Origin of the sequence: Sulfurospirillum sp., from assembly GCF_036802865.1 — a bacterium.
GTDB lineage: Bacteria > Campylobacterota > Campylobacteria > Campylobacterales > Sulfurospirillaceae > Sulfurospirillum.
In genome coordinates, this window is record NZ_DAIRVK010000004.1 from 1 (window position 1) to 20,603 (window position 20,603).

Below are 20,603 nucleotides of genomic sequence, written 5' to 3' on the forward strand. Positions count from 1 at the left end.
TATCTTATCGCCTTATTTACTTCAACCAAATCGGTTTCTTTTATTCTCTCTTATTGCATATTGTTAGAGAATATATCACTTATTTTTATTATAAATATTATTTAAATTTTTAAGTCGGATTTATTCAATTATTTTTTAGTCTCTTTGCGTTAGTATATTTATACAAACTTAACTAAAAGGATCAAGAATGAGAAAAGTTATAGGTTTAATTGCTACTGCATTCTTTGTACTTGGACTTATGGGTACAAATGCTCTTGCCGATGCTGCAAAGGGGCAAAAATACTATCTTAAGTATATGAAGAATGATTCTGGTATGAATGGTGCGAAATTCGCGGCACAGCACACGCAAGCAGAGTGGAAAGCTCTCTTTGATGGCAAAGCTGAGAAATTTATTGCAGAATACGCAGGAAAGTACCCAGCGTTAGATGGTTTCCTAAAAGGCGATAAATTTGAGAAGTTTATGCCAGATATTAAAGATTTCTGCATTGAGTTTGCAAGTGACAGTGGCAACGTTCCATCCTGCTAAATCCCCTCTAAAATAGATTTAGACTTTTCAGATAAAGTTAGTTTTATCTGAAAAGTTTTTATAAAAGTTAAATTAAAATTACTCACTATAGCCCTTATCTTCAGTTTAAAGCCTTTAGAATTTAGATTATCAAATAAAAGTAAAAATAAATTTTACTTATTTATTCTAAAAAACTCTTTTTTAAATTAAAATTTATTTTACTTTTGTTATGATGACTCCATATCTAAAATTTGAAAAGGAGAAATGATGAAAAAAGTCTTAGGTTTACTTGTTTCAGCTTTCTTGTTAGTGGGCATGATGAGCACATCTGCTTTTGCAGATGCGGCAAAAGGACAAAAGTACTATCTTAAATATATGAAAGATGGTTCAGGTATGAATGGTGCGAAATTCGCGGCACAACACACTCAAGCAGAGTGGAAAGCTCTTTTTGATGGTAAAGCAGAGAAATTTGTCGCTGAGTACACTAAGAAGTATCCAGGCTTAGATGGATTTTTAAAAGGCGATAAATTTGAGAAGTTTATGCCAGATATTAAAGATTTCTGTATTGAGTTTGCAAGCGATAGCGGCAACGTTCCGTCTTGCTAGTAGTGTCAAATAATTCTTACTATATAAAGGTAAAAAAAAGATGAAGAAAATCATCGCTCCACTGCTCCTTGGAGCAGCACTATCCTCAGCATTTGCTGCGGATGATTCACTTAAGCAAGAAATAGAGGCGCTTAAAGCTCAAATGGCAGAGCTAAAAAGTGCTCAATCAAAACTCAATGTGGATGCACTAAGAGCTCAAGTTTCTGAGATCAAGGCACATGATGCTGGGGATAATGTTAAATTTAATGTTGATTTTAGAACATCGTATGATGTCGTTGATTATAAAATGCAAACGCCAACAGGTGCAAAAACAAGTACAGATAATGGTATTTGGACGAATAAGCTTATCTTGGGAATGGGCGCACAACCTGCAGATAATTTAGTCTTTAAAGGTGCACTTGGGGCATATACTACGTTTGGCAACAATAGTTCAAGTGAGCAAAATGGATTTCAAGGGATGGATTGGTATGGTACTCAATCTCCTGGTGATTCAACTATTAAGCTAAGAGAAGCGTATTTTCTCTACACTGGTGATATGGGCGATGTCCATTACAGCGCATCATTTGGTCGTCGACCATCTGTTGATGGCTTCTTAACCAATTTAAGAGCTGGCAACGCTGATCCAGCTTCACCAATTGGTCATAACATCAATATGGAATTTGATGGCGCTAGCTTTAAATTTGATATTGATAAAATTACTGGTATTTCAGGTATGTATTTGAAACTCTGTTTAGGTAGAGGTAACTCTAGTGCAGATGCAAGATTCCCTGAATTTACTGGTTATAACGGTACAAATTTTGGCATGGCTAATGCAACAGCTGCTCATACACCATATTCGACTAATGGAGTTGATGCTCCAAATATGGACTTAGCAGGGCTTATTTTCCAAATTTATGATGATGGTCAGTATAAAGTAATGTCAAATTACTTTAAAGGGTGGAATATGATGGGGGCGAATTTTACAAGATTAAGTAATAATGGAACTCCTGCAAATCCAATGGATGATACTTATAATGTAGGCTTAACAGATGTAGGTGACTTGACAGGGGGTGCATTATCTTTCCAAGTGAATGGTATTGGAAATGGTATTAGTGACTTCTTAGATGATACTATTTTCTTTGCTTCTTATGCATTTAGTAAAACAGACCCAAAAGGTGTTCATAATATACTTAATCCATACTCTTCAACAGGAACAACTGCAACAACAGAGATGCTAGGGTCTGCTGATAAAGAGACAGGTTATTCTATCTATACGGGTATTCAAGTTCCTGGTATTATGAAAGATCAAAGATTAGGTCTTGAATACAATCATGGTAGTAAATACTGGAGAAGCTTTACTTATGGTGAAGATACGCTCATTGGCTCAAAACTTGCAGCACGTGGCGATGCATATGAAGTCTATTATACACTTCCACTTGTAGGAAAAAATCTTACAGCTCAACTTAGTTATATCTATATAGATTATGACTATACTGGTAGTGATATGTTCTTTGGTTCCACAGGAACACCGATGGACAAAGCACAAGCTGCTAAAAATGGAGCAACATTTATTGAATCAGCTTCAAATATTCGCGCTTCTTTAAGATACAGATACTAATCTCTATATAATCTTCTTTGAGAGGTCATATGACCTCTCATTTCAATACTAATTTATTACCCTTTCATTCAAAGCCACTAAACAGTAAAAATATGTTAGTCTTATTGTAAGATCGAATCAAGGAGTGGGCATGCGATATATCATGATAGCCTTAGCGGTGCTTATTTTTGCAGGATGTTCTAAAGTAAGCAAAGAAAATTATGACAAAATTCAAGTGGGCATGAGCTACACTCAAGTGAGCGATATTTTGGGAAAAGCAACTAAATGTGACTCTTTGGCAGGGATGAGTGATTGTACATGGGGTGATGAAAAGCATTACATCAAAGTCAAATTGGTTGCTGATAAAGTTATGTTTATGCATTCGCAAGGTGTTGAGTAATTAACAAAGGATTAACATAATGCATCTATAATTCCATTCGAAAATGAAGGAGTTATCGATGAATGTTATCCCTAGAAATATATTAAGTGCTTTGTTGACCGTTATGTTTGCAGTTGTTTCCATTACGGGAGTAATGATGTTTTTTAAAATTCGTATACTTTCCAGCGAGGCACTTCACATTTGGTTAGGTTTTGCTTTTGTAGCGATTTCTTGTTTACACTTGTTTAAAAATTGGAGTGGTTTTATATCGTATTTTAAAAAACGCTCAACCCTATGTGCAATCTTTTTGGGATTCTTGGTTATTTTAGCGTTTGTGCTTCCTCCATTGGTGAGTCCTCAAGAAAAAGGCGTTAATCCAAAAGGTAAAATTATTGGAACAATGATGAGCGCGCCACTTTCTAAAGTTGCAGCGTTTGTGGATTTAGATGAAGAGTTGATGGTGAAAGCATTAGCAGATCATCAGATACTAGCATCAAGTAAACAATCTGTAATAGAGATTGCAAAAGCTAATGGTAAAACCAATGATGATATTTTAAATCTTGTTTTTACTGCATCAAAAGTTCAGTAGTTTAAGCTTCTACATGTAAGGTTTTATCCTTACATGTAAACAAAAAAAGTTTATTTATCCTCTTTTTTCATTGCCTCTTTAGCTCCTTTGACAGCGCCATCCATCATATGTTTTGCGACTTCCCATGCACGAAACCCTAATTTTTTCGCCTCTTGTGCAACCTGTTTGGCTGTTTCACTTTCAAATTCAAATTGTTTAAAAGATTCTACTTTCGCAGAAGCTTTTTTCTCAAGTTCATTGACATCTTTTTTAAGAGACTCAAACTTTTTCTCTGCTTTGTCTTTAAATGTTTTTTCAAAAACAGAAGCATCTGCTTTGAGCTGTTCAATACGCTCACTGATAACTTCTTTAGCATCATTTGCTGCACGTTTAATTTTAGCAGTTGAGCTATTCATCTCTTTAGTCATTTCTTTTATAAGGCTAGAAGAGATACCTTCGCTTTGTGATGCAAGTGCTTCCAGCAGAAGAATAAACTGCTCATCCATACGTAAAAGTTCTTTGCGAAGCTCAGAAAGATCAGTTTCCAAAAGACCTTCCATTGCTTCGGTTGGAGCATATTTGAGATCATTTTTGAATTTATCAATTGCTTTGGTAATACCCTCACGCACGCCGTTAATTGAGCCATCAAGGATTTCTTTAGCATGTCCTAAGTCTTCATCGGCAATATCGATACTCGCTCCGATGATAGTCCCAGAGATGTCAATAATGCGTTGTTTGGTTAGATCGCCTTCGGATATTGTTTGAAAACTAAGATTTTTTGAAATCTCATGAACTGTATCAGCAATGTCAGTTCCATTCTCAAGGGTTGTAAGAAGGGCCTCTTGTGTTGTTTCTTTTAGAATCCCTAGCATCTCAATACCACGTAGTTTCGCATCGTGTAATGCTGTTAAGGCACTATCTTTCGTTTCTGGTTGCAGATGTGAAATATGTGCTTCTAAAACACTAAATGCTTCTGAAATCGTAGCTCGAATCTGTTGTTTTTGTGTAAAAATACTTTTTTCGAGTTGCTCTTTTTCGTAGACAGTTTTATATAAAAATGCCTCTTTATCATGGCTAGTTGCTTTTAAAAGACCATCGATTACAGCACTAATGGCACGAGGAGATTTTAGTCCTTCATCATGAAGTGCTTTGCAGTAAAGTTCAAAAAGCTCACCAATGCGGTTATGAATGTTGGTATCGTCTTTGAGACGTTGAACTTTTTTACGAGAGAGCTCAAATGTGAGTTCACTGATCAATTTGATAAGCTCAGGATTTCCCTTGTTCTCTTTAAGTGTGGCTAAAAAAATAGTGTATGTTGATTCCATGTTGACCTCTTTTACAGTACGAATTTTATATGTTGGTGTGCTTTAAGCATATGAAAAAGCATTTTGCGATCGTCGGCATTATGAACAAGGACGCGTAGCGTGTAGCTTATATAGTTACCTTTAGCACTATTTTGTGATTTGCGTATCTCGTGAATGCGCTCTTCTAATATCTCTTCAACAAGTGTTGTAACATTATGCTCGCTACTTAAAACGAGTTTGTATTCCCAATGGCAAGGATAATCAAGCAGTAGTTCTGGTGTAGTTTCCACTTTTCCCTCCACTTTTTGACTCTAGACGAATATCACTGATGACCATTGATTTATCGATGGCTTTTGACATATCGTAAATGGTTAAAAGCCCAATACTAACACCCGTAAGGGCTTCCATTTCTACACCTGTTTGACCTTTGAGTTTAGCGGTAACAGTTAGTTTAAATCCTGGAAGCTCTGGAAGCTCTTCAACGTCACAGTTGACAGAAGTCAGCATCAAAGGGTGACACATAGGAATAAGATCACTCGTGCGCTTGGTTCCTAAAATAGCTGCAATAACCGCGGTTTGAAGTACAGGACCTTTTTTGGTTTGCTGTGAAATAATCATGTCAAATGCTACCGAACTCATCGTGATAATACCGCTTGCTACGGCAACTCTAAAACTCTCTGCTTTGTCACTGACATCAACCATTTTTGGTCGATCTTTTTCATCTAAATGGGTTAGTTTCATCCGCCCCTCTTTATTTTTGTAATTATTATAACACCATTTCTCTTAAGAGAGTGCGTGATAAGAGTGTGTCATTTTTTCTCATTGTTCTGAAAAACAGGTGCCTCTCTGACTAGAAATCTTGATTTTATGCTACAATGATTTTGTAAAGTCATTCAGTGTTATCTTAGGTTAACGTAGGTTACGGGCAAAAGGGTAACGTGGATGATCCAAAAATGAGGAGTACGGTAAATGAATATTTACGTGGGCAATGTAAAGTATGAGATGACGGGAGATCAGCTTCAAGAGATGTTCTCAGCGTATGGTGAAGTATCAAGTGCAAGAATCATCAGTGATAGAGAGACTGGAAGATCAAAAGGTTTCGGTTTTGTTGAAATGCCAAATGATTCAGAAGCAAAAGCTGCAATTGACGCAACAAATGAAAAAGAGATCGGTGGAAGAACTTTAAAAGTTAATGAAGCTAGACCTCGTGAAGAACGCCCAAGAAGATCTCCAAGAGATTTCAACTAAGACGTTACATGCAAAGGAACTCCACACAGCAAGTGTGAAGTTCCTTTCCTCTTTTTAGCGTGAAAGCGCAAATCCTATACCAATACGATCCGTTCGTTTATCGTAATCGATAAGACTCTCTGCATATCCACTGTAAAGTTGAATATATCCAAATAAATTTTGCTCCCAAAGTGGGAATGTCCAATCAAACTGTACAGCACCACGATTGTCTTCTCTTTGAAGATTATTTTTGATTAAAAATTTAAAGGTCTGTTTTTTCCACGGATAAATAAGCTCCAAATCTGCTGATCCAAGGTAATCATCGATGTTTGGATTATCATCTGTTGCAGCATTTTCAGGAATACGGTACCAAACACGTGGAGCAATAACGAACCCACCCGCTTGGAGATACGTTTTAGCATAGATTCTATTCCATGAGCGTGATTTATCACCACCTTGTCCATTGGACTCATGTAAAATACCGAATTGATAAGCTTTGATAAAACTGTCTTTCTCAAAGTGAGGCATAATGACAAAAAGCTCTGGTTGATAGTTGCTTTCACGAAATGGCGCTGAATCTGCCGCAGTTTGCCACCATGATGTTTGGGTATACGCTGCTACAATGCTCTCATGTAGTCCAAAGAAGTTATCAACAATACTTTTTTGGAAACTGACTTGAAACTTTGTCTCTTGATGTTCTCGATTTGCATGATTGACATTGTCATAAGTGTAGGGTAAAAGATAGTTCATCTTGTACGGAGCGATATCAAACGTTTTTGTCACCATTTGTTGAACTGAATTTTTGGTCTCTTCGTCATCATTGTACGGTTCTAAGAAAGCGCTATACACAGCTTCTGTTCGTTCTGTTTTTTGCAGTTGTTGTGCAATGCTGTTTTCTAGGGCTTTATTTTGCTGGATAGTTTTAGGCTCAAAATTTAAAATTGCAGCTTGCTTGTACCAGAGTAACGAGCGCTCATTGTCATTTTGGGATTCATATTGTTTTGCCAGTTCGTATGCTGCTTTAGCATCTCCATGCTTTGCTTGTTCCTCAAGAATAGTCACGTCACTTGCCAAAAGTAGCCAAGGGATTTGTGCTAAAATAGCACTTATAAGTAATTTTTTCACTCTTTGCCTTTCAAAAGATGCAATTATAACGAAATCTTGATGGATAAAAAAATGAATCATGTACAAAAAGGTAACATTGCTGGTGTTCTTGCCATTTTACTTTGGTCAACTTTAGCTCTTTTTACAGTGGTTACTTCCAAAATACCACCTTTCCAGTTGATATTTATGGCCTTTAGTGTGGCTTTTATGATCGGGCTTACACTGTGGATAAAAGAGGGATCGGGGATCATGGTTCATCTACGATTACCATGGCGCGCTTGGATGATAGGCATTTACGGTCTTTTTGGGTACCATTTTTTCTATTTTTTGGCGCTGAAAAGTGCACCTCCTTTGGAAGCGAATTTGATTAACTATCTTTGGCCTTTGCTCATAGTCCTTTTTAGTGCCTTTTTGCCGAGTGAAAAATTACGATGGTTTCACATCTTAGGCGTATTGCTAGGCTTTTCTGGAGCTTTGGTTTTGTTGGGTTTTGGTAAAGGGATTGCATTTTCTTCTCAGTATGCATTTGGGTATTTTTACGCATTAGTATGCGCTTTTATTTGGAGCAGTTACTCGGTACTTTCACGCTATTTTGGCGCAATTCCGACATTGAGTGTAGGGGGCTTTTGTGGTGCTAGTGCACTGCTTTCCCTTGGTGCTCACATGGTATTTGAGCAGACGTATATACCAAATGCCATGGAGCTTCTAGCGGCTCTTGGATTGGGGCTTGGTCCTGTGGGGGTTGCGTTTTTTGTGTGGGATTATGGCATGAAGCAAGGTGACATCAAGTTTATTGGTTCATTCTCTTACATTACACCTCTTCTTTCAACTTTTATGCTCGTTCTCTTTGGACGATCAGCGCCCAATAGCACAATTTGGATTGCTTGTGCGTTGATCGTTTTAGGGTCAATCATTTCATCTTTACCTTTTTTTAAAGGGTTAGTGACGAAGCTTAGTATTCGTAATCGACCACTTTAGAGACAGCATTTAGGGACTTAATAAAATTAACAACTTCAACGTGAATAGGATGTGTTGCATAGGTTTGTAAGTCCTCTTTTGTTTCAAAGTCGCTCACAAGCGCTACATCAAACGCGCGCTCTTCGGCACAAAAGTTGATACCTACTTCAAGGTGTTTTACAAAATCCAATTTACCTTGCATACTCATAATACGATCTTTTACTGCTTGTTTATTTGCCTCAGAATTGTCCGGTAGTTTGAAAAATACAATATGCTTAACCATCGTTTCTCCTTAATTTTTGCTCTATTATAGCGCATCTTTATGGCAAAAAGATGATGGGATAGAGAGTGACATTTAACACTAATTTAACACTTTGGGAATAAACTCAAAAATATTTTCTAAAGAGGAGTAAGGTATGCAAAAAGGTCTATTGGCACTATTTTGCGCAATCATCTTGGCGTTTGGATTGCATGCAGAAGAGTTTAATAAGATGGCAACGGGCGAGCCAGAGTTGATTCAAAAAGGCGATGAAAAGGCGTATTGTCCTATTTGCGGCATGAGTTTAAAGCAGTTTTATAAAACATCACACGGTGTTATTTTAAAAGATGGCACGATGAAACAGTATTGTTCTATCAGATGCCTTGCATCAGATTATCTTTCCATTGAATCAAGCATCTCAAAAATAATGGTTACAGATGTAAAGAGTGAAAAACTCATTGATGTTAAAAGTGCGTTTTATGTTGTTGGATCAAAAGTTCCTGGAACGATGAGTATGGTCAGTAAGCTGGCATTTGCTAATGAAGCTGACGCCAAAGCCTTTGCTGCGGAAAATGGTGGTGATGTTATGGGCTTTGATGCCGCATTTGCAAAAGCAAAAGCTTCTTTGGCGGATGATGTGGATGAGTTTACTAAGAAAAAGCAAAAGGGTATGTACCCTATGGGTGAAAAGATTTACAATGCAAAATGCCAAAAAGAGAAGATTCATTTGCATGATTTTAACACCATTGCCGAACTCAAAGTAAGCGTGAAAAAAACGCAAGTATGTGGCGAAGTGAATGAGCAAGAGCTTCAAGCGGTTGGACTTTATTTGTGGGAGATTGTACGCCTAGAAGCGCACGATCATGATCATAAAACAACCATTCATGTGGAAAAAGATGAGAAATGCCCTGTATGTGGTATGTTTGCTTATAAATATCCTAAATGGGCAACACGTATGAATTATGCTGAAAATGGTAAGCCTGTGAGCCATGCATTTGATGGTGTTAAAGATATGATGAAATTTTATCTAAACCCTTCTAAGTGGGGTAATTATACAAAACATAAAGATGCTGAGCTGACCATTTTAGTGAGTGACTACTATACAGGCGATGCAATGGATGGTAAAAAAGCATTTTATGTGGTAGGAAGTGATGTGATGGGGCCAATGGGAAAAGAGTTTGTTCCGTTTAAAACGTTTAAAAGTGCACAGACGTTTATGAAAGATCATAAAGGTCTACAAATCGTAGAGTTTTCTCAAATTGATGAAGCTCTTGTTTATGCACAAGATAAATAAATGATGAAAATAGCCTTGGATAAAATCATATTCAAGGCTATTGAACCTTGTTATAAAAGCTTTTGAGCTTTTTCGTATTCATCCGGATGGTTGAGGTTTAAAAATAGGGCATCATCGTCAAATGAAACATATTTAGTGCGGCTTTGGTCGAGGAGTAATCGAATTTTATGTTCATTGAAAGCGAGTTGTGTGCGAATTTTTTCTACCATAGTAGGTGCATAAATGGCACAAAGTTGATGCGAAGAGCACGGTGACGTTGCAATGATAGCATCGTCTCCTTCTTTAAAGTTTTGATAAAGTATGTCAAAGACTTCAGAGGTGACAAAAGGCGTATCGACACTGAGTATGCAGACGGGTGTTTTCAAATGCTCTAAGATCGAGAGCAGTGCTACCAGCGGCGAGTGTTCACTGTATGCGGAAGAGTCTTCAATAAAAAAGGCTTCGAAATCAAACTTCTCCTTACTTTTTGAACTAACATATATATTGGAAAAGTAAGGTTTGAGTCTGTGCAGTTGATATTCGCTCAGTGTTTTAAAATCGCCAAAAGGAAGCAACGCTTTGTCACTTCCCATACGCGAACTCTTTCCGCCAGCAACAATGACGAGAGGCAGCGGAATAAAAGGCATTAAAGTGTTCTTGGGTCAGTAATTTTACCCATGACAGCACTGGCTGCTGCTACGGCTGAGTTGGCAAGATAAATCTCGCTGGTGCGAGCTCCCATTCGTCCTACAAAGTTACGATTGGTCGTGGAAACACAACGCTCTCCGTCGCCTAAAATACCCATGTATCCGCCTAAACAAGCGCCACATGTTGGGTTACTAAAGACGGCACCTGCTTCAACAAAAATGTCCACCAAACCTTCTTTTTGTGCTTGCAATGAAATTTTTTGCGTTGCAGGGGTAATGATAAGACGTGTTTTGCGTGCGACTTTACGACCTTTGAGGATGCTTGCTGCAATGCGAAGATCTTCTAAACGACCGTTGGTACAACTGCCGATAAAGACTTGATCGATGCTCAAATCATCTTTGACAGCTTGCTTGATTGATTTGCCGTTAGATGGTAAAAATGGATAGGCAATTACCGGATCAAGATCCGCCACATCGATGTGAAGAACTTGTATATACGTGGCATCTTCATCTGAGTAAAAGAATTTTGGTTCGCGTGCAAGGTTTTTATCTTTTAAAAATGCTTTGGTTATATCATCTACCGCGACGATACCATTTTTTGCACCCGCTTCAATTGCCATATTGCAGAGTGAAAAACGATCATCCATGCTAAGGTAAGCAATGGTGTCGCCTGTGAATTCAAGCGTGCGGTATAACGCACCGTCCACACCTAAAATGCGAATAACTTCAAGGATGAGGTCTTTACCATAGACATGTTGTTTCGGTTTTCCGCTAAAGACCACCTTGATGGCTTCGGGGACTTTAAACCAGTTATCGCCTGTAATCATTGCAAAGGCAAGGTCAGTAGAGCCCATACCCGTTGCAAACGCACCAAGCGCTCCATGCGTACAGGTGTGTGAATCTGCTCCGATGATAACATCGCCCGGCACAACAAGCCCTTTTTCAGGTAACAGTGCGTGCTCAATACCCATGTCTTTTTCGTCGAAATAGTTTTTGAGATTATGTTTGTAAGCAAATTCACGGCTAATTTTTGCTTGGTTAGCACTGGCAATATCTTTGGCAGGGATGTAGTGATCCATAACAACGCTGAAACCATCTGGATTGGCAAGTTTTGTTGCACCACTTTGCTCAAATGCGCGAATCGAAATTGGTGTGGTAATATCGTTACCGATAACCATATCGATTTTACTTTTAATAATCTCGCCAGCATGAACGGCGTGACCGACATGGTCGCTAAAAATCTTTTCAGTGATGGTTTGTCCCATGGTATGCCTTTTGTTTACATGTAGAATATGCGTATTTTAGCAAAAAAAGGTTTAAGAAAAAAAAAGAGGGAAAAGAGCTACCGCAAAGGGCAACTCTTTGGATGTAGTTTTGGTGTTAGAATAACGGTTATTTCCCGCAGCCACAACCGCCGCCACCGCATGAGCCTGATTCATCATTTTTGGAAGTGTCAATGCTAAAAGGAAGGTATGCTGGACAGAAACGAAAAAGTGCTGTTGCTAAAAGCACAATACCAATAAGTCCGAACCAACTGTTAAAAATAACCCCCACAATAATAATGGCAATACCCGCAATAGCGCGAAGTGATTTGTCTGTTTTTCCTACATTGCATTTCATTGAAAACTCCTTATTTTGATTTTGGTTATTATAAAACAAAAAAGCTTTACATGTCAGTAACATACGTTACATAGGTGTTACAAAATTTCAATCTCTTTGCGATGTAGCTTCACGAAGTTCTGTTTTTCAAGGTCTTTGAGCACTCGACTGATCACCACACGTGATGTTCCAAGAGCTTCTGCGATCTCTTCATGGGTTGCTTGAACGATCTTTGAAGGGTGTGCGCGAAGCCACTCTAAAATGCGACTATCGAGTTTTTTAAATTTAATGTCCTGAATCAGCGTAGCAAGGGCATCGAGTTTAATTGTAAAAAGTGTAAACACATAATTGAGGTATGTGGGGGAACGGTGCATGAGATATTTGACGACCTCTTCATTGATAAGCCAGCCTTCCACATCGCTTAAACTTTGTGCTGTGCCAATGGCAGGCGTTTGAGAGAGAGTACTTGAAGTGTTGATAACGCATTGCTCGCCTTCTTTGAGCGCATACAGTGGAATTTTTTTATCGCTTTCGCCGTACATGTAAAGTTCTATCTCGCCTTTCCCGAGTAATAAAATATCTTTGCAAATGTCTTCTTGGTAAAAAAGGATTGTATTTTTAGGAATGGAAACGCGTTTGGCATGGTGTAAAAGATAGTCAAACTCCTCGCGGTTGAGCACTTTTGCGAATTCAAAATCGTGTAAATCTAACATCCTTAAACCTTTACATGTAATAGTGGAAATTGTACTTAAAAAAGATGAAAATAAGAGAGGTCAATTTTTCTAAATAATAAAAATTACTATTGACAAATAATTATCATAATGTTATGATTTTGTTACATTTTAAGTTTAGACCAGATTTATTGGACTTCTTTCAACAGTATATTTTTGCAAGAAGAAAAAGCACCCAAGGTGCGCGAGCTTTCTGCCAAAGAAAACTCTCTGAAAACAACAAAAGGAAAACAAAATGGCAACACACTCAAAAACAATGACAACCACAGCGGGAAATCCAATCGCGGATAACCAAAATTCTTTAAGTGCCGGTTCACGTGGACCACTTTTAGTTCAAGATTATCAACTCCTTGAAAAACTAGCGCATCAAAATCGTGAGCGCATCCCTGAGCGTGTGGTTCATGCAAAAGGTTCTGCTGCCTTTGGAACGCTTACCATTACAGAGGATATTTCACGGTACACCAAAGCCAAAGTGCTTCAAAAAGGAGTCGTGACAGATCTCTTCTTACGCTTTTCAACCGTAGCGGGAGAGAGAGGAGCGGCAGATGCTGAGCGTGATGTAAGAGGCTTTGCAATTAAATTTTACACCGATGAGGGCAACTGGGACTTGGTGGGTAATAATACCCCTGTCTTTTTTATTCGCGATCCTCAAAAGTTTCCCGATTTTATTCACACCCAAAAGCGTCATCCCAAAACTAACCTAAGAAGCAATACAGCGGCATGGGATTTTTGGTCGCTTTCTCCTGAGAGTTTGCACCAAGTGACCATTTTAATGTCAGATCGTGGTCTTCCAAAAGATTACCGACATATTCACGGGTTTGGATCACACACGTACAGTCTTATCAATGCAGCAAATGAGCGTTTCTGGGTGAAATTTCACTTTAAATCAGAACAAGGAATTGAAAACTATACCAACGAAGAAGCGCAGGCCGTTGTCGCAAAATCACGTGAAAGTTCTCAAGAAGATCTTTTTAGTGCCATTGAGCGCAAAGAGTTTCCACGGTGGAAATTGAAGATTCAGATTATGACGCAAGCACAAGCTGAAACAGCTGCCTTTAACCCGTTTGATTTAACCAAAGTGTGGCCACATGGGGATTATCCATTGATCGATGTCGGTGTGATGGAGCTAAATCGTAATCCACAAAACTATTTTGCGGAGGTGGAACAAGCTTCATTTAGCCCTTCCAATGTGGTTTCTGGCATTAGTTTTTCACCCGATAAAATGCTTCAAGCCAGAGTCTTTTCCTATGCTGACGCGCACCGTTACCGTGTGGGAACGCACTATGAGATGTTGCCCATTAACCGCCCAAAAGTAGAGGTGAATACGTACCATGCCGATGGTTCTATGCGTTTAGATGTGCCTGATTTTGGCGATGCTTACTACGAGCCAAACAGTTTTGGAGGACCAAAAGAAGACAAAACGTATCTGGAGCCTGCATTTCCTGTGAATGGGGATGGCGATAGGTACGATCACCGTATGGGGAATGATGACTTTACCCAACCAAGAGCACTGTTTAGGCTGATGAGTGTCGATCAAAAAGCACAACTCTTTAGCAATATCGCCTCAGCAATGGAGGGCGTGCCACGAGAGATCATTGATCGCCAAATTGCCTTGTTTGATCACGTCGATCCAGTGTATGGTGCTGGTGTGCGCAACGCATTAGGAATTTAAGATGGAAACACTCAGTAAAGAAGAAGAGGCTCGCTACGGCGAGCTTCAGGAAATGGCGCTTGATTTTGCACGCCATGGTCAGAGTGCAATCTTGGCAACCATGCTCCAAAGTGGTTTACATGTAAACCTATCGGATGCAAAAGGCAACACACTTCTCATGTTAGCCGCGTACAATGGTGAACTTGATACGGTCAGGATGTTGCTCTCACAAGGTGCTTTAGTAGATCAACGAAACGATAGATACCAAACACCTCTAGGCGGAGCTGCTTTTAAAGGGTATCTTGAGATTTGCAAAGCTTTAGTGGAAGCAGGTGCAAAGGTGGATGCAGACAATGGTGGGGGACGAACTCCCATCATGTTTGCAGCGCTCTTTGGGCGTGTCAGCGTTGTGGAGTATTTGCAACGTGTGAGTTTAGATGCACGTCATCAAACACTACTAGGATTTTCATTGAACCGCATCGCCAAAATGGTTTTTTATGTTAAAATTCTTCTGACCGGAAAGCCTCAAAAAAAACTACTTTCCGCTACTTAAGGATTATAACCATGCAATTTTTTACACACTGGAGCATACGCCAAAAGCTCATAGGTGGTTTCGGTTTGGTTGTGGGTCTCATGTTTATTGTAACGGCTATTGGGATTCAAAAAGTTAATTTTATCGATGATACGCTGTATGAAATTACCGATGTTAATTCCCTTAAACAGCGCTATGCCATCAATTTTAGAGGCAGTGTGCATGATCGTGCGATTGCACTGCGTGATGTGGTGCTTTTGGATGATAAGAGTGCACAAGAGAGTGTTTTAAGCGACATAAAACGCTTAGAGCGTTTTTACGAAGAGTCTGCTAAACCTCTGGATGCTATCTTTGCAAAAGGGGAAGGCATTGAAGAGAAAGAGCGTGTTATTTTAGAAAAAATCAAAACGATTGAGCGTAAAACGATGCCGCTGATTGCTGAGGTGATCGCACTGAAACAACAAGGCAAACAAGAAGCAGCCAATAAGCTTCTTTTAGAGCAAGCCAGTCCTGCGTTTAAAGCGTGGTTGGGCGCTATTAATGAATTTATTGACTATGAAGAGGCAAAAAATCAAGTAGCAACGCCCAAAGCCAGAGATGTTGCGGGAAGTTTTGCACAGTTGATGATCGTCTTGCTTCTTATTGCTTTTGCGCTAGCAGGTATTATTGGGTGGAGCATTTCAAAAAATCTTTCCACTGCATTAGGTGCAGAACCTAAAGAAGTTTCAGAAATTGCCAATCATATTGCCAATGGCGATTTGATGCTTGATTTACGCGCTCAAAATGAAGAGAGCATCTTAGGCGCAGTGCTTAAAATGCAAGCCAATCTTAAAGCCATCGTTTTACACATCATTGATTCTTCCAATGTCTTAGCTCAAAAAGCAGAACATGTGCTCAATGCTTCTGAAAATTCGAAAGGGCTTGCCTCTGCACAAGAACAAACGTCACTCTCTTTGGCACGAGACATTGCTACGATCAGTGCGAAAATCGATGAAATAGCACTTATTTCAGAACAAGCAGAGTCAAATTCGAGTAAAAGTGCGGAACTCTCTGAAAAAGGGCGTGATGTTGTCAATCAAACTGCAACACAAATGGAAACAGTAACACGCAATGTCAGGGCTTCAGCTTCGCATATTGAGACGCTCAATCAGCATTCGCAAAGCATTGGTGGCAGTGCGGCTTTGATTAAAGAGATTACCGATCAGACCAATCTTTTAGCTCTTAATGCCGCCATTGAAGCAGCACGGGCAGGAGAAGCGGGTCGAGGATTTGCCGTGGTGGCAGATGAGATTCGCAAGCTTGCAGATCGTACCGATGTGGCGACAAAAGAGATTTCACAGATGATTGGAATCATTCAAGGTGAGACCAAAAATGCGGTTTCCAGTATGGAAAATGTGGTGGTGCAAGTTGAAAGTAGTTATGAGATGGCAAATGTTGCAGCAACACTTTTGGAAGAGATTTACGCGCAAGCGACAGATTCACTCTCCAAAACACACGAGATGAGCCTCTCCTCGCAAACCCAAGCGCATAATGTTTCTGGATTGGCGACCAATGTAAGCTCCATTGCGCAGATGTCACAAAGTACCAATGGTGCAATGGAAGAGAATGTCGGCGCGGTCAAAGAGCTTATGAACATCTCGAACGATCTTCAAAAGCTCATGGGTCACTTTAAAGTCTAAGCAAACCCCTTATAGTTGGACAAGAAGCGCTTGATGCCCTCGGTTGCAAAAAGCGCTTCACTCCACGGTTTGGGATCGATAATATCAAAGTGCTCCTCTTTTAGAACATACACAGATGCTTGGACAGGTTCGTTTTTAACCAGAAGCTCCACCTCTTTTCGTTCGTAATACTCGCCTTCAAAACTATCAAGAATGACCCTATCTTCCTCGCTTATATCGTAATAAACGACCCCTTCGACAAGCTCATCGGCTTGGAAGATGACAGGGTAAACATCATCTTTAACGCAGCGTCTGGCATAACCGTGTAATATGGCCTTTTGTGAAAGATAATTGCCCTTAACCAGCCTGTTCCAGACGTCTTCAAACATCAATGATCCATACGTAAAAAGGTGTGTCATGTGCCTGCTCCTTGATGAAAATAATACCACTCTTTGTAACCATTTTGGTGATCAAAAACTGTGCAAAGAGGGTATAATTCATAAAAATCATTGTAAAAGATTCCCCAAATGTTTATATGTAAAACAACCAACACGCATCAGGACTTTTGTGCATTGATCCATGCCTTAGATGCGGAGCTCAATGCGCGATATGGCAAAGAGCAAGCGCTCTATGATAAACACAATCTCCTCGATACTCTCGAAACGGCTTTGGTAGGTTATGAAGAAGATATGCCTGTTGCCTGTGGATGTTTTAAAAAAATAGATGCAGATACGATTGAAATTAAACGTATGTTTGTCAGGGCCGAATACCGTAGACATGGTTTTTCATCGCATTTACTGCGTGAACTTGAACTTTGGGCGAGTGCGCTTGGTTTTTCAAATGCTCAGTTGGAAACAGGTAAAGGTCAACCTGAAGCGATTGCACTATACCTGAAAATGGGTTACGCAATCATCCCTAATTATGCACCTTATGTGGGGATGGAAAATAGCGTGTGTATGCAAAAAGCACTAAGGAGTTAGTATGGTACAATGCACTTTTCCTTCTCCCGTAGGAACACTGCTTATCAGTGCCGATGAGCTGGGCATTTGCGCCCTTGATTTTGACGATAATGGTGAGGTATTAAACGGTACGAATGCACATATTGAGTTACTTAAAAAAGAGCTAGAAGATTATTTTGCGGGTCAACTTAAGACCTTTAGTGTGCCATTGCATCCCAAAGGTACATATTTTCAAGAAAGTGTTTGGGGTGTACTTCAAAGGATTGCCTATGGACAAACCATTTCCTACAGTAAAGAAGCAGAATGGCTTAATCACCCAAAAGCCACACGTGCCGTTGCCAATGCAAATGGTAAAAACAAAATTGCTATTGTTATCCCCTGCCATCGAGTCATCGCCAAAGATGGCGGTATAGGAGGCTATAGTGGAGGATTATGGCGTAAAGAGTATTTATTAGCATTGGAGGCGAAGTATCGATGAAAGTGGTTTTGGCGATTGATTCTTTTAAGGGATGTGCGAGTTCACAGGAACTTTCCGCATGGATAGAAGAAGGTATTTGTGCCGTTTACCAAGAAGCTACTGTGTCTGCATGTTATATTGCGGATGGCGGCGAGGGAATGCTTGAAGCCATCATGCAAAATGTTAAAGGGCAAATCGTTACATGTAACGTGCATGATCCGCTGATGAAGCGCATTAGTGCGCAGTATGGTATATTGGAAGATGGCGTAACGGCAGTGATTGAAATGGCGCAAGCTGCGGGGCTTCCTTTGGTACCTTATGAAAAACGCAATCCACTTTTTACGACAACATTTGGTGTGGGAGAACTTGTCAAAGATGCCATCGAAAAAGGGTATCGGAAGTTTATCGTGGGCATTGGTGGCAGTGCGACCAATGATGCAGGTCTTGGAATGATGCAAGCCTTGGGATATAAATTTTTGGATGAAGAAGGTACTGAGCTAGGTTACGGTGGGGAAATTTTAGAAAAGATCAATACCATCGATGAAAGTCATGTTTTGCCTATGCTTAAAGCATGTGAATTTGTTGTTGCCTGCGATGTCGATAACGTGATGTACGGTTCGCATGGTTCAGCGCAAATTTATGCCGGACAAAAAGGGGCGGACAGCGCAATGATAGAGCGCTTGGATGCCGGTATGATACATTTCACTCAACGTCTTAAAGAAGTATTTGGCAAAGATGTTGCTCTAAACGCTGGCTCAGGTGCCGCGGGTGGAATGGGTGGTGGTATGCAAGCCTTTTTAGATGCGACCCTTCGCTTGGGGATTGAGATTATTTTAGACCAGATTGGGTTTGATGCACACCTTACGGACACAACACTTGTCATCACCGGCGAAGGACGTATTGATAGGCAATCTTTGATGGGTAAAGTGCTTAGCGGGGTTTCCAATCGGTGTCAAAAAGCGGGCGTTCCCCTCATTGCATTAGGTGGTGGCATCGCCGATGAACTTGAAGATCATGAAGGTGTGGACGCACTTTTTTCCATTATGCGCTATCCGATGAGTCTGGAAGAAGCGATGGAAAAACCAAGAGCTGAAAAACTTGTCAAACAGAGTGTAAAAGAGATTTTTAGGTTGATGAAAACCTTTAACACAGCCTAATCCATTAAAATATTCTGGCTCGAAAGAGCCAAGCTTTAGTGCCTAGTGCAACGTAGCTTTTTAGGCTCTGCCTAAGAAGCGTATAAAAATGAAAAAGAGATATATGAAACACAGTGAACTTATTTGTATTAATGACTATTTAAAGCAATACCGTAAAATTTCCTCGATTTATCGTGTGGATGACAGTGTTTTACGCATTATTTTTGAAGCGGGTGAGCCACTCTTTATCGACCTTGGACGAGGGGATTCTTATATGTTTTTTAAAGAGGACTTCAAGCAGGCTAAGCGCTATAGTGCCCCTTTTGATGTATTGCTTTCTAAACGCTTCGCTAATGCAAAAATCGAGTCAATGGCGGTTGAAGAGGGAAACCGTATTTGGCGCATTGGTGTGCTTGCAAGTTCAAGTTATAAAGCGATGCGTACAACCTTACAGTTGGAATTTACAGGGCGAAATACCAATGCCATTATTCTTGATGAAAATGAGATTGTTTTAGAAGCGTTGCGTCATATCGACACCAGCGTCTCTTTTCGTAGTGTGAAAGTAGGTGAAGTACTGGAAATATTGCCTCCAAAAGAGCTCAAAGAGAAGCCTTTTATCCTAGATGAGGGCATAGAAGCATATTTAAAAGCCTCATACGAAAAACGTTTGCATGTTAAACTCGAAGAGATCAAAAAACAAAAAATTGCGCAAGTGGTTAAAAAGATTACCAAACTCACACAGGCGATTGAGGCACTGGAAAACGAAGAGGAATTGTATGCCCAAAGCGATATGGCAAACCATCATGGTACTCTTGTTTTAGCGCACTTGCATACGATCAAAGGATACCAAGAAACGGTAATGTTACACGATTTTGAGGGAAATGAGGTGACGATTTGCTTGCCACAAGCCCAAACACCGCAAATGGCGGCTAATCTACTTTTTAAAAAATCGAAAAAGTTACGTCAAAAAGCACTCTCTGTGCATCGTCAAAAAGAAAACTTGGAAGAGAAACGACTTTTTTTAGAGCGTATGGTAGATGTCATCAATGCAGCACATGATCCTGAAGAGATACAGATTTTAGTTCCCAAACAACGTAAGTCAAAACAAAAAGGAGATGAGAGCAGTTACTATGAAACCTTTTTGTTAGAGGGGTATCGTATTTTGCTGGGTAAAAATGAGAAAGGAAATATCGCGCTTTTACAAGAAGCAAAAAAGAGTGATATATGGCTTCATGTGAAAGATATGCCTTCTTCTCATGTCATTATTTGTACTGAAAAACAAAATGTTCCCGAATCCGTTCTCATTTTCGCCGCAAAACTGTGTGTAGAGTTTAGCATGGCTCAAAAAGGTGGCTATTTGGTCGATTATACTAAACGCAAAAACGTTAAACCTTTTGATGGAGCGAATGTTGCTTATGAAGAGTATCAGACGCTTAAAATATACAAGGAGTGAGCTCTTCACGTGTATGTTAAGA

25 protein-coding genes are annotated in these 20,603 nt (G+C 39.7%); 15 read left to right on the forward strand and 10 right to left on the reverse strand.

The window, feature by feature from the left end; genetic code table 11:
* The first annotated feature begins 187 nt into the window (after positions 1-187).
* From V7Q04_RS09185 to V7Q04_RS09205, 5 genes are all read left to right on the forward strand, one after another.
* Positions 188-526, forward strand: coding sequence for a hypothetical protein (locus tag V7Q04_RS09185; RefSeq protein ID WP_333804716.1), 339 nt, complete (start codon positions 188-190; stop codon positions 524-526).
* A gap of 246 nt (positions 527-772) precedes the next feature.
* Positions 773-1,111 (forward strand): hypothetical protein, encoded by a 339-nt coding sequence (locus V7Q04_RS09190; RefSeq protein ID WP_333804718.1) that lies wholly within the window; start codon positions 773-775, stop codon positions 1,109-1,111.
* A gap of 40 nt (positions 1,112-1,151) precedes the next feature.
* Entirely contained in the window at positions 1,152-2,708 is a 1,557-nt protein-coding gene (locus V7Q04_RS09195) for a DUF3373 family protein (RefSeq protein WP_333804719.1), read from the forward strand.
* A 130-nt stretch (positions 2,709-2,838) separates the two neighbouring features.
* The gene (locus V7Q04_RS09200) at positions 2,839-3,087 is read left to right on the forward strand and encodes a DUF3862 domain-containing protein (RefSeq protein WP_333804721.1); all 249 of its coding nucleotides are present in this window, start codon (positions 2,839-2,841) and stop codon (positions 3,085-3,087) included.
* Between the two features lie 58 nt (positions 3,088-3,145).
* Positions 3,146-3,655, forward strand: coding sequence for a DUF4405 domain-containing protein (locus V7Q04_RS09205; protein ID WP_333804722.1), 510 nt, complete (start codon positions 3,146-3,148; stop codon positions 3,653-3,655).
* A 50-nt stretch (positions 3,656-3,705) separates the two neighbouring features.
* Here the strand turns inward: V7Q04_RS09205 and V7Q04_RS09210 are convergent, their stop codons facing one another.
* Genes V7Q04_RS09210 through moaC form a run of 3 tightly spaced genes read right to left on the reverse strand, consistent with a single transcriptional unit; the run spans position 3,706 to position 5,679 of the window.
* Positions 3,706-4,959: a DUF6781 family protein gene (locus tag V7Q04_RS09210; protein WP_333804723.1), complete on the reverse strand. Its 1,254-nt coding sequence runs from the start codon at positions 4,957-4,959 to the stop codon at positions 3,706-3,708.
* An 11-nt stretch (positions 4,960-4,970) separates the two neighbouring features.
* On the reverse strand, positions 4,971-5,228 hold the full coding sequence (locus V7Q04_RS09215; RefSeq protein ID WP_333804724.1) for an HP0495 family protein: 258 nt from the start codon (positions 5,226-5,228) through the stop codon (positions 4,971-4,973).
* The gene (moaC, locus tag V7Q04_RS09220; RefSeq protein ID WP_333804725.1) at positions 5,200-5,679 is read right to left on the reverse strand and encodes a cyclic pyranopterin monophosphate synthase MoaC; all 480 of its coding nucleotides are present in this window, start codon (positions 5,677-5,679) and stop codon (positions 5,200-5,202) included. The genes V7Q04_RS09215 and moaC overlap by 29 nt, the downstream gene beginning before the upstream one ends.
* 228 nt (positions 5,680-5,907) lie before the next feature.
* Between moaC and V7Q04_RS09225 the strand changes: the two genes are divergently transcribed.
* Positions 5,908-6,186: an RNA recognition motif domain-containing protein gene (locus tag V7Q04_RS09225; protein ID WP_333804727.1), complete on the forward strand. Its 279-nt coding sequence runs from the start codon at positions 5,908-5,910 to the stop codon at positions 6,184-6,186.
* Positions 6,187-6,240: 54 nt separating this feature from the next.
* Here the strand turns inward: V7Q04_RS09225 and V7Q04_RS09230 are convergent, their stop codons facing one another.
* The gene (locus V7Q04_RS09230) at positions 6,241-7,290 is read right to left on the reverse strand and encodes a phospholipase A (RefSeq protein ID WP_333804728.1); all 1,050 of its coding nucleotides are present in this window, start codon (positions 7,288-7,290) and stop codon (positions 6,241-6,243) included.
* Between the two features lie 51 nt (positions 7,291-7,341).
* On the opposite strand from V7Q04_RS09230, the gene yddG reads away from it, so the two are divergent.
* Positions 7,342-8,247, forward strand: coding sequence for an aromatic amino acid exporter YddG (gene yddG, locus V7Q04_RS09235; protein ID WP_333804729.1), 906 nt, complete (start codon positions 7,342-7,344; stop codon positions 8,245-8,247).
* Here the strand turns inward: yddG and V7Q04_RS09240 are convergent.
* Complete coding sequence (locus V7Q04_RS09240) at positions 8,222-8,509, reverse strand: Dabb family protein (RefSeq protein ID WP_333804730.1); 288 nt, start codon at positions 8,507-8,509, stop codon at positions 8,222-8,224. The two genes, yddG and V7Q04_RS09240, sit on opposite strands and share 26 nt — an antisense overlap.
* Positions 8,510-8,642: 133 nt before the next feature.
* Here V7Q04_RS09240 and V7Q04_RS09245 point away from each other — a divergent pair, with 133 nt between their 5' ends.
* Positions 8,643-9,779, forward strand: coding sequence for a nitrous oxide reductase accessory protein NosL (locus tag V7Q04_RS09245; protein WP_333804731.1), 1,137 nt, complete (start codon positions 8,643-8,645; stop codon positions 9,777-9,779).
* A 50-nt stretch (positions 9,780-9,829) separates the two neighbouring features.
* On the opposite strand, the gene mobA is transcribed toward V7Q04_RS09245, so the two are convergent.
* The 4 genes from mobA to V7Q04_RS09265 all read right to left on the reverse strand — a co-directional run bounded on the left by mobA (position 9,830) and on the right by V7Q04_RS09265 (position 12,717).
* On the reverse strand, positions 9,830-10,405 hold the full coding sequence (gene mobA / locus V7Q04_RS09250) for a molybdenum cofactor guanylyltransferase (protein ID WP_333804732.1): 576 nt from the start codon (positions 10,403-10,405) through the stop codon (positions 9,830-9,832).
* Positions 10,405-11,670, reverse strand: a complete 1,266-nt coding sequence (leuC, locus tag V7Q04_RS09255) for a 3-isopropylmalate dehydratase large subunit (protein WP_333804733.1) — start codon at positions 11,668-11,670, stop codon at positions 10,405-10,407. Before leuC ends, mobA begins: the two co-directional genes overlap by 1 nt.
* A gap of 127 nt (positions 11,671-11,797) precedes the next feature.
* Complete coding sequence (locus tag V7Q04_RS09260) at positions 11,798-12,025, reverse strand: YgaP family membrane protein (protein ID WP_333804734.1); 228 nt, start codon at positions 12,023-12,025, stop codon at positions 11,798-11,800.
* A gap of 77 nt (positions 12,026-12,102) precedes the next feature.
* Complete coding sequence (locus V7Q04_RS09265; RefSeq protein ID WP_333804735.1) at positions 12,103-12,717, reverse strand: Crp/Fnr family transcriptional regulator; 615 nt, start codon at positions 12,715-12,717, stop codon at positions 12,103-12,105.
* A 253-nt stretch (positions 12,718-12,970) separates the two neighbouring features.
* On the opposite strand from V7Q04_RS09265, the gene V7Q04_RS09270 reads away from it, so the two are divergent.
* The 3 genes from V7Q04_RS09270 to V7Q04_RS09280 are packed head-to-tail and all read left to right on the forward strand — an operon-like array spanning position 12,971 to position 16,597.
* Positions 12,971-14,407 carry a catalase gene (locus tag V7Q04_RS09270; protein WP_333804736.1) on the forward strand — a complete coding sequence of 479 codons (1,437 nt, stop codon included), beginning with the start codon at positions 12,971-12,973 and terminating at the stop codon, positions 14,405-14,407.
* 1 nt (position 14,408) lies between these two features.
* Positions 14,409-14,939 (forward strand): ankyrin repeat domain-containing protein, encoded by a 531-nt coding sequence (locus V7Q04_RS09275; protein ID WP_333804737.1) that lies wholly within the window; start codon positions 14,409-14,411, stop codon positions 14,937-14,939.
* Positions 14,940-14,950: 11 nt separating this feature from the next.
* On the forward strand, positions 14,951-16,597 hold the full coding sequence (locus tag V7Q04_RS09280) for a methyl-accepting chemotaxis protein (protein WP_333804738.1): 1,647 nt from the start codon (positions 14,951-14,953) through the stop codon (positions 16,595-16,597).
* On the opposite strand, the gene V7Q04_RS09285 is transcribed toward V7Q04_RS09280, so the two are convergent.
* Complete coding sequence (locus V7Q04_RS09285) at positions 16,594-16,995, reverse strand: gamma-glutamylcyclotransferase family protein (RefSeq protein ID WP_333804739.1); 402 nt, start codon at positions 16,993-16,995, stop codon at positions 16,594-16,596. The two genes, V7Q04_RS09280 and V7Q04_RS09285, sit on opposite strands and share 4 nt — an antisense overlap.
* 108 nt (positions 16,996-17,103) lie before the next feature.
* On the opposite strand from V7Q04_RS09285, the gene V7Q04_RS09290 reads away from it, so the two are divergent.
* From V7Q04_RS09290 to V7Q04_RS09305, 4 genes are all read left to right on the forward strand, one after another.
* Positions 17,104-17,556: a GNAT family N-acetyltransferase gene (locus tag V7Q04_RS09290; RefSeq protein ID WP_333804740.1), complete on the forward strand. Its 453-nt coding sequence runs from the start codon at positions 17,104-17,106 to the stop codon at positions 17,554-17,556.
* Between the two features lies 1 nt (position 17,557).
* Positions 17,558-18,013 carry a methylated-DNA--[protein]-cysteine S-methyltransferase gene (locus V7Q04_RS09295; protein ID WP_333804741.1) on the forward strand — a complete coding sequence of 152 codons (456 nt, stop codon included), beginning with the start codon at positions 17,558-17,560 and terminating at the stop codon, positions 18,011-18,013.
* On the forward strand, positions 18,010-19,149 hold the full coding sequence (locus V7Q04_RS09300; protein WP_333804743.1) for a glycerate kinase family protein: 1,140 nt from the start codon (positions 18,010-18,012) through the stop codon (positions 19,147-19,149). Before V7Q04_RS09295 ends, V7Q04_RS09300 begins: the two co-directional genes overlap by 4 nt.
* Before the next feature lie 103 nt (positions 19,150-19,252).
* On the forward strand, positions 19,253-20,581 hold the full coding sequence (locus V7Q04_RS09305; protein WP_333804745.1) for an NFACT RNA binding domain-containing protein: 1,329 nt from the start codon (positions 19,253-19,255) through the stop codon (positions 20,579-20,581).
* Positions 20,582-20,603 lie beyond the last annotated feature (22 nt).

What these genes read in the sequence shown, in the direction of transcription:
- V7Q04_RS09300 (WP_333804743.1), top strand. Translation starts at nt 18,010, where the DNA reads ATGAAAGTGGTTTTGGCGATTGATTCTTTTAAGGGATGTGCGAGTTCA.
- V7Q04_RS09280 (WP_333804738.1), top strand. Translation starts at nt 14,951, where the DNA reads ATGCAATTTTTTACACACTGGAGCATACGCCAAAAGCTCATAGGTGGT.
- V7Q04_RS09275 (WP_333804737.1), top strand. Translation starts at nt 14,409, where the DNA reads ATGGAAACACTCAGTAAAGAAGAAGAGGCTCGCTACGGCGAGCTTCAG.
- leuC (WP_333804733.1), bottom strand. Translation starts at nt 11,670, where the DNA reads ATGGGACAAACCATCACTGAAAAGATTTTTAGCGACCATGTCGGTCAC.
- V7Q04_RS09305 (WP_333804745.1), top strand. Translation starts at nt 19,253, where the DNA reads ATGAAACACAGTGAACTTATTTGTATTAATGACTATTTAAAGCAATAC.
- V7Q04_RS09205 (WP_333804722.1), top strand. Translation starts at nt 3,146, where the DNA reads ATGAATGTTATCCCTAGAAATATATTAAGTGCTTTGTTGACCGTTATG.
- V7Q04_RS09190 (WP_333804718.1), top strand. Translation starts at nt 773, where the DNA reads ATGAAAAAAGTCTTAGGTTTACTTGTTTCAGCTTTCTTGTTAGTGGGC.
- V7Q04_RS09260 (WP_333804734.1), bottom strand. Translation starts at nt 12,025, where the DNA reads ATGAAATGCAATGTAGGAAAAACAGACAAATCACTTCGCGCTATTGCG.
- yddG (WP_333804729.1), top strand. Translation starts at nt 7,342, where the DNA reads ATGAATCATGTACAAAAAGGTAACATTGCTGGTGTTCTTGCCATTTTA.
- moaC (WP_333804725.1), bottom strand. Translation starts at nt 5,679, where the DNA reads ATGAAACTAACCCATTTAGATGAAAAAGATCGACCAAAAATGGTTGAT.
- V7Q04_RS09285 (WP_333804739.1), bottom strand. Translation starts at nt 16,995, where the DNA reads ATGACACACCTTTTTACGTATGGATCATTGATGTTTGAAGACGTCTGG.
- V7Q04_RS09240 (WP_333804730.1), bottom strand. Translation starts at nt 8,509, where the DNA reads ATGGTTAAGCATATTGTATTTTTCAAACTACCGGACAATTCTGAGGCA.
- V7Q04_RS09210 (WP_333804723.1), bottom strand. Translation starts at nt 4,959, where the DNA reads ATGGAATCAACATACACTATTTTTTTAGCCACACTTAAAGAGAACAAG.
- V7Q04_RS09185 (WP_333804716.1), top strand. Translation starts at nt 188, where the DNA reads ATGAGAAAAGTTATAGGTTTAATTGCTACTGCATTCTTTGTACTTGGA.
- mobA (WP_333804732.1), bottom strand. Translation starts at nt 10,405, where the DNA reads ATGCCTTTTATTCCGCTGCCTCTCGTCATTGTTGCTGGCGGAAAGAGT.
- V7Q04_RS09245 (WP_333804731.1), top strand. Translation starts at nt 8,643, where the DNA reads ATGCAAAAAGGTCTATTGGCACTATTTTGCGCAATCATCTTGGCGTTT.
- V7Q04_RS09195 (WP_333804719.1), top strand. Translation starts at nt 1,152, where the DNA reads ATGAAGAAAATCATCGCTCCACTGCTCCTTGGAGCAGCACTATCCTCA.
- V7Q04_RS09290 (WP_333804740.1), top strand. Translation starts at nt 17,104, where the DNA reads ATGTTTATATGTAAAACAACCAACACGCATCAGGACTTTTGTGCATTG.
- V7Q04_RS09270 (WP_333804736.1), top strand. Translation starts at nt 12,971, where the DNA reads ATGGCAACACACTCAAAAACAATGACAACCACAGCGGGAAATCCAATC.
- V7Q04_RS09225 (WP_333804727.1), top strand. Translation starts at nt 5,908, where the DNA reads ATGAATATTTACGTGGGCAATGTAAAGTATGAGATGACGGGAGATCAG.
- V7Q04_RS09200 (WP_333804721.1), top strand. Translation starts at nt 2,839, where the DNA reads ATGCGATATATCATGATAGCCTTAGCGGTGCTTATTTTTGCAGGATGT.
- V7Q04_RS09265 (WP_333804735.1), bottom strand. Translation starts at nt 12,717, where the DNA reads ATGTTAGATTTACACGATTTTGAATTCGCAAAAGTGCTCAACCGCGAG.
- V7Q04_RS09295 (WP_333804741.1), top strand. Translation starts at nt 17,558, where the DNA reads ATGGTACAATGCACTTTTCCTTCTCCCGTAGGAACACTGCTTATCAGT.